Below are 12,805 nucleotides of genomic sequence, written 5' to 3'. Positions count from 1 at the left end.
GTAAATCCGTTTAATCTGTGTCATCTGTGGCCCAAAATCTATCCCTTCTTAATCAAAGGAATTAGTTTTGTTCCGATGAGTTCTATGGCGTTCATTAATTGTGAATGCGTTAAACCCGCGTTATCCATTTGGAAAGTAAATCTTTCAACACCGCCAAGCGCTTCGCTGTGACGTAAAATTTTCTCAGCAGCTCTTTCAGGACTTCCCACAATTAGAACGCCTAAATCATCAATTAATCCATCAAATTTACCTTTTGTTACCGGAGGCCAGCCTCTCTCATATCCTAATTTCGTCCACAATTCAGCATAACCCGGATAATATTCTTCAATTGCTTTTTCAGTTGTATTCGAAACATATCCTGGCGAATGCAATCCAACTTTTAATTCGTGTGGTTTAAAACCTGCCGCTTTTCCGGCTTCACGATACAAATCAATTAAAGGTTTAAAACGATGCGTTTGTCCGCCAATAACAGCAACCATTAAAGGTAAGCCCAAACTTCCGGCTCTTACAAAAGATTCCGGAGTTCCGCCAACGCCAAGCCAAATCGGCATTTTTTCCTGTAAAGCCCTCGGGTAAACCGGAAGATTATTCAGTTCCGGACGAAATTTTCCATACCACGTTATAAATTCATTATCTCTAACCTGCAAAAGTAATTCGAGTTTTTCCTTAAAAAGTGCATCATAATCTTTAAGATCATATCCAAAAAGAGGATAAGCTTCAATAGCAGATCCGCGTCCCACAACTATTTCGGCTCTTCCTTTTGAAATTAAATCCAATGTCGCAAAACTTTGGTAAACCCTTACAGGATCTGCAGCACTTAAAACTGTTACCGCACTTGCCAAACGAATATTTTTTGTTCGAGCCGCAGCCGCACTTAAAATTACCGCTGTTGCCGAATCCAGAAATTCTTTTTTATGATGTTCTCCAATTCCAAAAACATCCAATCCAACCTGATCTGCAAATTCAATTCTCTGCAGCAGTTGTTCCATTGCGTCAACACTGCTCAAAGTATTGTTGTCGCCGTACATTGCCGAAGCAAAACTATCGATTCCTATTTCCATAAATTTTTCTAAATTTCAATGTCAATATCAATATCAAATTCCAATATTTAAATTCCAAATTCCAAAATCTGAACTCTAAAATCTACAATCTAAAATTCTAATGCGAGAACCCAAATGAAATACTGGTTATAATAATCAGAATAACAATCAGCGTGATCACTACATATAAATAATCTTTCTCGATTAAAAAAGAGAAGAGAGAAAGTAAAACCCTGAAAACAGGCGTTAAAAACAATAATATGATTCCGAAGAAGATCAAAAATTCACCGCTTCCCGAAATTACACCATTTACAACCGACGAAATTACTTCAAATATATTTCGGTCATTTTCTTTAAAAACAGAATAATCTTCAATGTCATTTCCGTGGTGCATTAAATAAACGATTCCGCCAATAAAAGCTACTGAAAGTGAAATCCAAACACCGTAGCGCAATAAGTTTCCAATAATGGTTTGAAAATCTTTTTCTCCAAATTTTTCGTGCGTCATAACTTTAGATTTTTCCATTAAGTCCATTATAAATCATATTAACTGCCAATACAAAAATCAAGCATGCAAAAAATATTCTAAGCTTTTTAGGATTTGTTCTAACCAAAATTTTTGCTCCGGCCATTGCGCCAAACAAAACACCAATAACAACCGGCATACAAATTCCGGGTTCGATATATCCTTTTTGAATGTAAATTACAGAACTCGCCATTGCCGTAACGCCCATCATAAAATTACTGGTTGTGGTAGAAACCTTAAACGGAATTCGCATAATATTATCCATCGCAATAACTTTAAAAGCACCAGAACCAATCCCTAGTAAACCAGACATCATTCCGGCAATTCCCATCATGCTGAAACCGCCAATAACATTTTTAGTTCCGTAGCTTACCACTTGTCCGTCGTGCGTGGGATAAGTTCCCTGAAGTTTTAAGCTTTTAGCCAGCGGACTTGATTCTAAAACAATGTGTTCTTCTTTTTTACGAAGCGAATTTATAGCCGAAAAAATCAAGGTAAGTCCGAATAAAACGGCAATAAATGAAGTAGGAGCAATGGTTGAAAGTAAAGCACCGCAAACAGCTCCGATTGTTGTAGCAATTTCCAGAAAAATGCCGAGGCGCATATTGGTAATTCCTTCCTTAACATAAGCCGCCGCAGAACCCGAAGAAGTTGCAATTACCGAAACTAAAGCAGCTCCAATTGCATAATGAATATCAACACCAAGAATAATTGTTAGAAGCGGAATAATAATTATGCCACCGCCCAAGCCTGATAATGAACCAATAAAACCTGCTAAAAAAGCACCAAGCAGCATTATCAGGGTAAATGTAAGTACTGTCATTAAGATAAATTTTGTTTGATGCTAATTTACGAATACATATTTGTTCGGGAACTTAAATATACCTTAAAAATGTTTTGAGTTATTAGTTATGAATTTTGAGTTATGAGTTATGAGTTTTCAGTCTGGTGCTCAAAAACTTTGTCAAAGTTTAAAACTTTGACAAAGTTCCCAACCTGAAACCTGAAACCTGAAACCTGAAACCTGAAACCTGAAACCTGAAACCTGAAACCTGAAACCTGAAACCGTAAACTAAAAAATCATCATTTATAATGACTTCTCCACTATAACGAACTTCTACATTTGCGGTTTTAAAATTGAAGAATAAATCATGAAAAATTACCGTTCGTATAAAAGAGTTGATCCCGTTTATTTTAGCGGAGAAATTTTCTTTCCTGTCGGATTATTGTTTGTTGCCGCGCTTATAAGTTATTTTCTATTGTACTTCCTCGGACTTGGATTTGCGGTGTTTTTTAATGCTGCCATCGCCTGGTGCGGTTATTTTTACTTTTTTTATTACGGAAAATCCAGCGCCAGTATCAGTTTAGAATTTGTGTTTGGCGTAATTATGATAACTGCATTGCTGCTTTTTGTAGATTATGGTGTTTATGCTTTGGTTACGTATCAAAAAACAGGAACTTTTAATGGCTTGTATTTTTCAATATGGCTTGCAGTTTTGCTGGGTGTGCCGTTGGTTTATTATACACATTATTTTGGTTCACATCATTACGCACAAGTTAATCTGGCTAGTACTTATTTTAAAGCCACTTTTAGCGTTTATCACGATCGCGAACTTTTAATGTATATCGATTCGGTTGCATTTGTCAATTCTTCACAACATGTAATTTCAGATGTAAAACTGGAGAATAATATTTGTTTTTATTCTGAAGAAGAACTTTCAGAAATGGAAACGCAATCAAAATATTATCATTTAAACCAATCAGCTTTCTCAAGCTTAATTCATATTCCATTTGATGCAGATCGTTTTCAAATGTCATGGCTTTCTATTGTTGAAGATCGGTATTATAAAATAGATGTTCCGTTTCCTATGGATAAATTAGAACTTGAAGAGGAGAAATATCCGTTAGATGAACCTAAAAACATTCGAGGTAAAAAATCTAAGCGAATCTATCTTCATATTTACCAAAACGGAGGCTTTAAATTATACAATGACGACACGGTTTTACTGGACTTCGAAGCCAATAACGAAACTGAAATAAGCGAAGAACAAAAACAAGAAAAAATTATAGCAAACCGACGTTGTCATAGATTTTATGATAACGAAGAACATTTTTCTCAATTAATTGAAAGAATAAAAAACTCCAATGACATTCAGGAACGTTTTGAATTAAAAGATAAACTTGTAGTCTGGAATTTAGAATTTGAAGGTTTAGACAAACGAAATTATCTGGAAATAAACGATAATTATTTTAAATATTATAAAATAGAAAAAGGAGCTATTGCAGAACCCGCTTTAAGACATTTACCCAGAAAACTCATTTTTGTACACAGAGGTTCTTATTTACGAACCTGGATGAGAGTACATATTGATATTCAGAAATTGAATCAGAAAATTGAAGAAGTTCTGGCAGCCGGATCCCAAAATCAGGTTTTGTTTGCTCTTGATTTTAAAGATGCTGCCGCAAAAGATTTAGTTTTTACAGTAATTGGAAATAATAAAAAATTAGTTTTTACAGGCTGGGAAATTGAAATTGATGAATACCGAAAAAAAGAAATAGACGACGAACATCTCGAGAAAAAAGAAGACGAAACCAAAAGAGCACTTTTAAAAGAAGGCTGGGATTTTGTTTTTGCCAAAAATTATGAGGAAGCACAAAAAGTATGCAATGCTATATTACTTATAGATCCTCAATATTCTTCGGCTTATTTTCTTGAAACCAGAATATTATGGTATACAAAAGGTTTTGAAGCCAGCTTTAAGAAAAGAAAATATTATTTCACAAAAACACAGCACGAGCCTCCAGTAAATGCTCTTATCTACAATAATTACGGATGTATTTTAGATATAGAACTGCGCTATGAAGAATCACTGCCGTACTTTGAAAAAGCAATCGAAATAAACCCGAAAGAACCCATTTTTGTCTGTAATCTGGGTGAAATGTATTATAAACTAAAACAGCCCGAAAAAGCCTTAAAAGAAGCCAGAAGAGCTAAAATGATGGGATATGAATCGGCTATGTTAACTGAAATTATAACCAATAAAGGCAAAATTGATTCGGATAAATCAGTACTAAAATAGAAATGAAAATCACTATAAATAGTGATGCCAGATAAAAATACGGAAGATAAATTTGCACCTGTAATTAATCAATTAAATTAAATATGGGATTAGCAGAAAAACGTTTAGCAGAATCGATTAAAGTAGAAAAACTTCCGGCTTTTGAAGCAAAACTAAAAGAAAGAGCGGGTTATGATATTAAAGTAGATATTGACTGGAATACTTTCACCGCTTACGACCAATATCCTTTATCAAGACTGGATATTGTTTTTGACGACGTAGAATCTTTCGTAAAAAAAATCTGTTCTGATGATATGGGCAAAGAAGCGCTGCAGGAAAAACTGAGCACCATTCATTTAACAAATTCTGAAAATAATGATGACGTTAAAATGGAATTAAAAGATGACACCTTGTTTTTAACCGTCCAATTAGTGCAGTCTTCTTTTAATTCTCAAACCGATTCTCAAATTGCAAGCTATGTAGAAACACTTTTGTAGGTATTGGTGTTTTTAAATATTTTGTGGGGCAAAACGAGGTAGATTATTCTATCTCGTTTTCGTTTTTTTATGTTTTTAAACACATAGGAACATAGTTTTTCTTTGTGTGTAAAAGGCGTTTCACTTGTATTAATACACATAGCTGCGCGCATAGAACTTTGTCAAAGTTTTAAACTTTGATAAAGTTACTCATCGAAAATAGGAAAAGCTATGTGTGAAAAAACGATTTTTTTTTAATCTCCTTTTTCCAACAATAAAAAATCTATGTTTCTATGTGTTTAAAAAACAACTGAATATTATATTTTATTATCAGCCGCAAAAGCAGTTTTACCAATTGTAGAAAGCAATAAAGCCGCCGCCGCACTTGTCAAAACAGAATAATCAAAAGGCGCTTTTACCGAAACAGAAATCGCCATTGCAATGGCAAAAACCAACATTAAAAAAGCAGTTCCCAAAGCAGCAATTCTGGTTTTGAAACCAAAAATTAATAAAATAGAAAACAGAATTTCGAAGCCTGTTGCAATTGCTCCCAAAACTTCGGCAGTAGATTTACTCGCAAAAGAATTAAGAGTCTGCGTATAAAGAACAAAATTTTCCCAGTTTCCCCACGCAACACCATTAGAACCGGGCGCGCCCCAAAGTCCAAATCGGTCAGCAACTGCTGATAACATTGTGATTCCTAAAACTATCCTTAAAACTAAACCTGCTTCTAATATTGTTATGTTTTTCATTCTATGTATTATTTATTTGTCAAATTGGGGGATTAAACGAATTCTTTTCCAACTAAAAAAAGCTGGCAAATCATTTTTATAACGATATTCTAAGCTTCAAATTGTTTAAAAAGTAGAATTCACAATTGATATTGCTTTTTTTCAAGGCTTTTTAGTGAGAAATCATCATTTCTAATGATTTTTACTGCTGAATGAAATTCTACATTTGCCTCAGGATTTTTTGTTTTTATTTTTAGAAGTTCTGTAAATTAACTTGGAACGTAATCATCAGTAACTTCTTTTTAAAATAGACTTCTATTTTAAGTATTAGTAAAGTAAAAAAGGGATAGAAAATTAATTCTATCCCTTTTTGTTTTCAAATATCTGAATTCTTATTTCAATGTAGTTTTAATTACAACCGCAGCTTGTTGAATTGCAGTTTGAATCGCCGGAACATTTGCAATAGGATTTAAAAGTCCGTAATCGTGAATCAATCCATTGTATCTTGTTAAAGTTACAGGAACTCCGGCCTCGTTTAATTTTCTGGCATAAGCTTCACCTTCATCTCTTAAAACATCATTTTCAGCAGTTTGAACCAGAGCAGGAGGTAAGTCTTTCAATTCTGCTAAACTTGCCTGCAATGGAGAAGCATATTTTTCTGTTCTTTTTGAAGCGTCTGGCAAATAATTATCCCAAAACCATTTCATCATATTTTTAGTTAAGAAACGTCCGTTAGCATATAAATTATAAGACTCAGTTTCAAAATTAGCATCGGTTACAGGCCATAATAAAACTTGTAATTTAATATGAGGACCTTTTTTATCTTTTGCCATTAAAGTAATTGCAGCAGTCATATTTCCACCCACGCTATTTCCCACAACAGCCAGATTTTTACCGTTTACACCAATTTCTTTTCCGTTTTCGGCTACCCATTGAGTTGCAGCGTAAATTTCATTAATCGCTACCGGATATTGAGCTTCAGGAGAAGGAGTATAATCTGGGAAAACCGCAACTGCACCACTTTCTACAACCAAATCTCTTACCAGTCTTCTATGAGTTGGATAATCTCCTAAAACCCATCCGCCGCCGTGAATAAAGATAAATACCGGAGCATTTGCTTTAGCGCCTTTAGGTTTTGTAATGTGGATTTTTACTTTCAAACCGTTTTGAGAAATTACTCTCTCAGATTCTTCAATACCAGAATAATCAACTTCAACGGATTTTTGTGCACCAACTAATACGTTACGAGCGTCTGTGACAGATAATTGTTCCAAAGGTTTTCCGTCACCAGAATTTAAGGCATTTAAAAAGCCTCTAACTTCTGTAAAAATTTCAGGGTCATTTTGCCCTTTAAATTGTCTTTCCTGTGCTGAAGCAATTGTATTTACGATTAACAATGCTGCAATAAATAAACCCTGTTGTAATACTTTAATAGTTTTCATATCATTTGTCTTTTTAATTATTTATAATTTGATAGGACAAAGATATGGCGGTAATAAGGCTCTAAAAATAGACAAAAGTCTATTCTAATTGTACATTTTTCCCTTGAAGGTATTTTTTCTTGAAATTAGATGGAGTGTCGCCAACTTTATTGGTAAAAAGGCGGTTAAAATAAGCCGGATCTTCATATCCGAGCTGGTAAGCAATCTCTTTTACACTTAAGGAAGAATAGCCTAAAAGCCTTTTAGCTTCCAGAATAATGCGGTCTTTAATAATATCGTTAGGCTGAGAAAGTTCTAAGCGATTGAATTTATTCGAAAGTGTTTTGGGCGCAAGACCCAAAATATCAGCATAATCGGCAACGGTATGTTTGGTTCTGAAATGAATTTCGACCAATCGGCTGAAATCTCTAAAAAAATCCATTTCCTTTGAAGGTTCATCGTTCAAAACACCCAATTGCTGTATTTTCCAGATTCGGGTTGCTTTAATAATAAGCTGCTTTAAATAAGTGCGTATCATTTCTTCCTGCGAAGAATCGGGAGCGTCAAATTCCTGCTGAATCTGATTGTAAATACCTTCCACAAACAAAACCTCTTTTTCAGGTAAAGTCGTCATAGGCATTTCAAAAATATTATTGAACAACAAACCGTCGCAGGCAACTTCGGCATCATGAATCTGTACGCAATAAAAGTCACGGTTATAATACATAAAATAACCTTGCTTTTTTCCTTCCTTATTAATCTGTAAATATTGATTGCTGTTTATAAAAAATAGGGAAGGACTTGAAGTTTTGTATTGTTTAAAGTCAATTGTGATTTCATAACCTTCGGGTAAATACAATACCTTAATATATGCTTTGTAATCATCACCATTAATTTCCTCAACAGTTTCGGGATTCAGAATTAAAAATCCCAGTTTTTTATAATTAGATTCAAATATTTGGTGGTTCATTTCGGCTTGTTTTGGTTTAAAAATACTAATTTTCTTTGGCAGAGTCGAAATTTAATTCGGACTTATTTGAAGATGATCGAGCTTTTTTCCAACCAAAGTTTTTTTGTCCACAACCTTAAATCCAAGTTTTAAATAAAGACTTTTCGCCATCGGATTATCTTCATCAACCAATAATCCCAAAGTCAGTTTATTTTTATGTACATATTCATCAATTAGAAACTGAAGCATTTTAGAACCAATTCCTTTTCCCTGATGTTTCGGGTTTATTCCCACCGAATCAATATAATATTCACCAGCCTGTGTTTCTTCTTCAAGATAAAAATCAGGATTAAAATTGAGATGAACATACTCAATAATAGGAGCGCGCAATTCACGTAAATCGGCACCATTATAAACGCTGAAGGCACCAATAATTTCGTTATCAGATTCGGCTACAAAACAATTTTCATACGAATATTGATTGCCTTCTCTTGCAGTAAAATAAGAAACCAATTCGAGTGCGCTGTCATGATCCTTCTTGCCCATATATTTGTAAATGATGTCCTCCATTGCCAGTAATAAAATAGGAGCAATGTATTTTGAATCGGATATATTGGCTTTTCTAATAATCATTTTGAGAAGTTTGATTTAGCAAATTTAAAGTTTTTTAAACACATAGAAACATAGTTTTTCTTTGTGTGTAAAGGCGTTTCACTTGTTTCAATGCACATAGCTTTGCGCGTAGAGCTTTGTCAAAGTTTAAAACTTTGACAAAGCTTCCCATCGAAATACACAAAGCTATGCGTGAAAAAACGAGTTTTTTTAATATCCCTTTTTCAAGAAATAAAAAAATCTATGTTTCTATGTGTTTAAACAAATTTGTACCAATATAAAATAAAAATATACAAGTTATAAGATTCAAACTGCTCGTATCTTTGTTAGTATAATTTAATCAAAATAAAAAAAACGATGAAAGCAATAGGATTCAAATCATCATTACCCATAGAAGAAAAAGACAGTTTTATCGAATTTGAAACTGCAAAACCAATACCCGGCGCGCACGATTTATTAGTAAAAATTGATGCCATCTCTGTAAATCCGGTTGATTTTAAAATTCGCCAGAGCGCTGCAAAAGATACCGTTCTCGAAAACCCGAAAATTATTGGCTGGGATGCCGTAGGAATTGTGCAGGCAGTTGGTGAAAAAGTAACCTTATTTGAAGTTGGAGATCCCGTTTATTACGCCGGAGATTTGACAAAACAAGGAAGTAACGCCGAATTTCAAATTATTGACGAAAGAATTGTAGGCAATAAACCAACATCATTAACCAATGCAGAAGCAGCCGTTATTCCGTTAACGGGTTTAACAGCCTGGGAAATTCTTTTTGACAGAATCAGAATCAATCCGGAGAAAGACAAAGGAAAATCAATCTTAATTATTGGAGGTGCCGGCGGCGTTGGCTCTATCGCCATTCAGCTATCAAAGAAAATTGCAGGATTAACCGTTATTGCGACAGCTTCACGTCCGGAAACAATAAAATGGTGCAAACAGCAAGGCGCTGATTTTGTGGTTGATCATAAAGATTTAGTTGCTTCGGTTAGAGAAGCCGGTTTTCAGCACGTAGATTTTATTTTAGAGTTTGTTGATACCAATGCCTATTGGGATATTATGGCGGAATTAATTAAACCACAAGGACATATTGCTTCGATTACCGGAAGTGCAGAACCTGTTGTTTTAAATAAATTGAAAAGCAAAAGTGTTTCTTTTTCTTGGGAATTGATGTACACACGTTCGATGTTTCAAACCGAAGACATGATCGAACAGCATCATATTTTAAATAAAATCGCCGATTTATTAGACGAAGGCGTTTTAAAAACAACTTTAAAAGAAACTTATAAAGGACTTTCTGTAGAGAATCTTAAAAAAGCGCATCAGCTTTTAGAATCCGGAAAAACTATTGGTAAAATTGCTATTAAATATTAAGAGTAATTTTTAGAAATTATAGAAATCCCATTTTGTAATGGGATTTTTGTGTTTATAGTAGTTTTTATTTAAACACATAGAAACATAGATTTTTTTAATTCTTGAAAAGAGGATATTTAAAAAAAACTCGTTTTTTCACACATAGCTATGTGCATTAAAAACAAGTAAAACGCCTTTACACACAAAGAAAAGCTATGTAACTATGTGTTAAAAAATTAATTGCATTCCAAAAGCTAGAATACTATTTTTGCGATCCAATACCAAAACTTACTAGATGCGATTTTTATTTTTCTTCTCTGTTTTTATCCTTTCTTTTTCGGCAAAATCACAAACAGTTTCGGGAACTGTAAATGGTGCAAACGGAAAACCATTATCTGATGTTTTGATTCGGAATTTAATTTCTAAAACACACGCACACACAGATATAAACGGAAAATTTACATTAGAAGAAACTAAAATCGACGACAGTCTTCAAATTTCGAAACAAGGATTTATTACGCAGAAAATAAAGCTTTTATCAAATGAAAATCTATCGATTCAATTAGAAGAAAAACCTTTTTTACTGGAAGAAGTTACGATTACCAACAATCTGAAATATCTTAATACAATTTCAAAAATAGATTTAGAAATTCAGCCTGTATCCAATTCGCAGGATTTATTGCGAAAAGTTCCGGGACTTTTTATTGGCCAGCATGCGGGCGGAGGAAAAGCAGAACAGATTTTCCTGCGTGGTTTTGACTGCGATCACGGAACGGATATTAATGTTTCGGTTGACGGAATGCCTGTAAATATGGTTTCGCACGCGCACGGACAAGGATACGCCGATCTTCATTTTGTTATTCCGGAAACGGTAGATAATATCGATTTTGATAAAGGATCTTATTTTGTTGATAAAGGCGATTTTACAACGGGGGGATATGTTGGTTTTAATACTAAAAATGCTTTACAAAACAGTTCACTTTCTTTTGAAGGCGGACAGTTTGATACTTTTCGTACGGTGGCTTTGTTCAATTTACTGAATAAAGAAAATCAGTCGGCCTATTTTGCGGGAGAATATATGATGACCGATGGTTATTTTGATGCGCCACAAAACTTTAACCGAATTAATTTATTTGGAAAATATTCGGCTAAAATGAATAACGGAGACAAACTGGCGATTTCGATTTCGCATTTTAAAAGTCAATGGGATGCCAGCGGACAAATTCCGGATCGTGCCGTAAATAACGGAACGATTTCGCATTATGGAGCAATTGATCCAAATGAAGGCGGAAATACGAGTAGAACCAATTTCAACCTGCAATATGATGCCAAAATTGACGAAAACACGCATATTAAAAACACAGCATATTTAAGTAAATATGATTTTGAGTTGTATTCGAATTTTACTTTTTTCCTGAACGATCCTGTAAACGGCGACCAAATTAAACAAAAAGAAAACAGAACTATTGTAGGTTTTCAGTCGGAATATAATGAGAAGTTAAGTGAAAAATGGCTTTTTAAATTAGGTGCAGGATTACGAAATGACAACAATAAAGATGTTGAATTATCGCATACTTTAAACCGAAAAACGGTTTTAGAATATTTGAGTTTAGGAAGCGTCAACCAAACGAATTTGTTTTCTTATAGTAGTTTAGATTTTACATCTGGAAAATGGTTAATAAATGGAGGTTTGCGTTTGGATTATTTTAAGTTTGGATATGAAGATCAATTAGCTTCAACTTATACAAATCAAACACAGACAAAAGCGATTGTAAGCCCAAAACTGAATTTCCTTTATACTCAAAATGACAAATTACAATATTTCTTAAAATTAGGAAAAGGATTTCACAGCAATGATACACGCGTAGTGGTAGCGCAAAAAGGAGAAAAAATTCTGCCTGAAACTTACGGCGCCGATTTAGGAATTAACTGGAAACCGTTTCCAAGAATGATCGTAAACTCGGCAATTTGGTATTTGTATCTGGCGCAGGAATTTGTGTATGTGGGCGACGAAGCGGTTGTTGAACCAAGCGGAAAAACAGAACGTAAAGGCTTTGATTTTGGTTTTAGATATCAATTAACGAACTGGTTATTTTGGAATACAGATTATACGTATACACACGCAAGAGCAATCGACGAACCCAAAGGAAATGATTATTTACCGCTTGCTCCGGTTCATACTTTAATGAACGGATTTTCGGTAAAAGATTTAAAAGGATTTTCGGGAAGTTTAAGAACAAGATTTTTGGGAGATCGTCCGGCAAATGAAGATAATTCGGTTGTGGCAAAAGGATATTGCATAACGGATTTCTCTGTAAATTATCAAATTAAAAAAGTTTCGATAGGGGTAAACATCGACAATATTTTTAATACAAAATGGAAAGAAACGCAATTTTTAACAGAATCCCGTTTGGCAAATGAAACGGATCCTGTAGAAGAAATTCATTTTACAGCAGGAACACCATTTAATGCCAGATTGATATTAAAATACAGCTGGTAAAAATCCAAAAAAAATAGAAGGAAGGCTGTTTCAAAAGTTGAGACAGCCTTTGTTTTTTGTATAATATTTCTATGTTCCAGAGGAACATCTCGTCGGTAGAAAAATTATGTTATTATTATTTTACGTTCCATAGGAACGTTT

At 34.1% G+C, this 12,805-nt stretch carries 11 protein-coding genes; 4 read left to right on the top strand and 7 right to left on the bottom strand.

Annotation, left to right across the window (positions count from 1 at the left end):
- Window positions 1-38 precede the first annotated feature (38 nt).
- The 3 genes from B3C18_RS06570 to B3C18_RS06560 form a co-directional block, all read right to left on the bottom strand.
- The gene (locus tag B3C18_RS06570) at window positions 39-1,061 is read right to left on the bottom strand and encodes an LLM class flavin-dependent oxidoreductase (RefSeq protein WP_291144240.1); all 1,023 of its coding nucleotides are present in this window, start codon (window positions 1,059-1,061) and stop codon (window positions 39-41) included.
- 97 nt (window positions 1,062-1,158) lie between these two features.
- The gene (locus B3C18_RS06565) at window positions 1,159-1,566 is read right to left on the bottom strand and encodes a DUF1634 domain-containing protein (RefSeq protein WP_180857895.1); all 408 of its coding nucleotides are present in this window, start codon (window positions 1,564-1,566) and stop codon (window positions 1,159-1,161) included.
- Window positions 1,553-2,389, bottom strand: coding sequence for a sulfite exporter TauE/SafE family protein (locus B3C18_RS06560; protein ID WP_073481851.1), 837 nt, complete (start codon window positions 2,387-2,389; stop codon window positions 1,553-1,555). The genes B3C18_RS06565 and B3C18_RS06560 overlap by 14 nt, the downstream gene beginning before the upstream one ends.
- 328 nt (window positions 2,390-2,717) lie before the next feature.
- Between B3C18_RS06560 and B3C18_RS06555 the strand changes: the two genes are divergently transcribed.
- Window positions 2,718-4,646, top strand: coding sequence for a tetratricopeptide repeat protein (locus tag B3C18_RS06555; RefSeq protein ID WP_291144233.1), 1,929 nt, complete (start codon window positions 2,718-2,720; stop codon window positions 4,644-4,646).
- Between the two features lie 83 nt (window positions 4,647-4,729).
- On the top strand, window positions 4,730-5,122 hold the full coding sequence (locus tag B3C18_RS06550) for a hypothetical protein (protein WP_291144230.1): 393 nt from the start codon (window positions 4,730-4,732) through the stop codon (window positions 5,120-5,122).
- Between the two features lie 296 nt (window positions 5,123-5,418).
- Here the strand turns inward: B3C18_RS06550 and B3C18_RS06545 are convergent, their stop codons facing one another.
- The 4 genes from B3C18_RS06545 to B3C18_RS06530 form a co-directional block, all read right to left on the bottom strand.
- The gene (locus B3C18_RS06545; protein WP_291144227.1) at window positions 5,419-5,853 is read right to left on the bottom strand and encodes a DoxX family protein; all 435 of its coding nucleotides are present in this window, start codon (window positions 5,851-5,853) and stop codon (window positions 5,419-5,421) included.
- A 371-nt stretch (window positions 5,854-6,224) separates the two neighbouring features.
- Window positions 6,225-7,274 (bottom strand): alpha/beta hydrolase, encoded by a 1,050-nt coding sequence (locus B3C18_RS06540; RefSeq protein ID WP_291144224.1) that lies wholly within the window; start codon window positions 7,272-7,274, stop codon window positions 6,225-6,227.
- A 79-nt stretch (window positions 7,275-7,353) separates the two neighbouring features.
- Window positions 7,354-8,223: a helix-turn-helix domain-containing protein gene (locus B3C18_RS06535; protein WP_291144221.1), complete on the bottom strand. Its 870-nt coding sequence runs from the start codon at window positions 8,221-8,223 to the stop codon at window positions 7,354-7,356.
- A gap of 51 nt (window positions 8,224-8,274) precedes the next feature.
- Window positions 8,275-8,835, bottom strand: a complete 561-nt coding sequence (locus tag B3C18_RS06530; protein ID WP_291144219.1) for a GNAT family N-acetyltransferase — start codon at window positions 8,833-8,835, stop codon at window positions 8,275-8,277.
- Window positions 8,836-9,171: 336 nt separating this feature from the next.
- Between B3C18_RS06530 and B3C18_RS06525 the strand changes: the two genes are divergently transcribed.
- A complete protein-coding gene (locus B3C18_RS06525) occupies window positions 9,172-10,185 on the top strand; it encodes a zinc-binding alcohol dehydrogenase family protein (protein WP_291144216.1) in 1,014 nt (337 codons plus the stop codon).
- Window positions 10,186-10,459: 274 nt separating this feature from the next.
- Window positions 10,460-12,664 carry a TonB-dependent receptor gene (locus B3C18_RS06520; RefSeq protein ID WP_291144213.1) on the top strand — a complete coding sequence of 735 codons (2,205 nt, stop codon included), beginning with the start codon at window positions 10,460-10,462 and terminating at the stop codon, window positions 12,662-12,664.
- Window positions 12,665-12,805 lie beyond the last annotated feature (141 nt).

The sequence above is a fragment of the Flavobacterium sp. UBA7680 genome, assembly GCF_002482975.1.
Taxonomy (GTDB): domain Bacteria; phylum Bacteroidota; class Bacteroidia; order Flavobacteriales; family Flavobacteriaceae; genus Flavobacterium.
Note: the sequence above shows the minus strand (reverse complement) of the source record. Positions and strands in the feature narration are given on the sequence as shown.

What these genes read in the sequence shown, in the direction of transcription:
- B3C18_RS06570 (WP_291144240.1), bottom strand. Translation starts at nt 1,061, where the DNA reads ATGGAAATAGGAATCGATAGTTTTGCTTCGGCAATGTACGGCGACAAC.
- B3C18_RS06565 (WP_180857895.1), bottom strand. Translation starts at nt 1,566, where the DNA reads ATGGAAAAATCTAAAGTTATGACGCACGAAAAATTTGGAGAAAAAGAT.
- B3C18_RS06560 (WP_073481851.1), bottom strand. Translation starts at nt 2,389, where the DNA reads ATGACAGTACTTACATTTACCCTGATAATGCTGCTTGGTGCTTTTTTA.
- B3C18_RS06555 (WP_291144233.1), top strand. Translation starts at nt 2,718, where the DNA reads ATGAAAAATTACCGTTCGTATAAAAGAGTTGATCCCGTTTATTTTAGC.
- B3C18_RS06550 (WP_291144230.1), top strand. Translation starts at nt 4,730, where the DNA reads ATGGGATTAGCAGAAAAACGTTTAGCAGAATCGATTAAAGTAGAAAAA.
- B3C18_RS06545 (WP_291144227.1), bottom strand. Translation starts at nt 5,853, where the DNA reads ATGAAAAACATAACAATATTAGAAGCAGGTTTAGTTTTAAGGATAGTT.
- B3C18_RS06540 (WP_291144224.1), bottom strand. Translation starts at nt 7,274, where the DNA reads ATGAAAACTATTAAAGTATTACAACAGGGTTTATTTATTGCAGCATTG.
- B3C18_RS06535 (WP_291144221.1), bottom strand. Translation starts at nt 8,223, where the DNA reads ATGAACCACCAAATATTTGAATCTAATTATAAAAAACTGGGATTTTTA.
- B3C18_RS06530 (WP_291144219.1), bottom strand. Translation starts at nt 8,835, where the DNA reads ATGATTATTAGAAAAGCCAATATATCCGATTCAAAATACATTGCTCCT.
- B3C18_RS06525 (WP_291144216.1), top strand. Translation starts at nt 9,172, where the DNA reads ATGAAAGCAATAGGATTCAAATCATCATTACCCATAGAAGAAAAAGAC.
- B3C18_RS06520 (WP_291144213.1), top strand. Translation starts at nt 10,460, where the DNA reads ATGCGATTTTTATTTTTCTTCTCTGTTTTTATCCTTTCTTTTTCGGCA.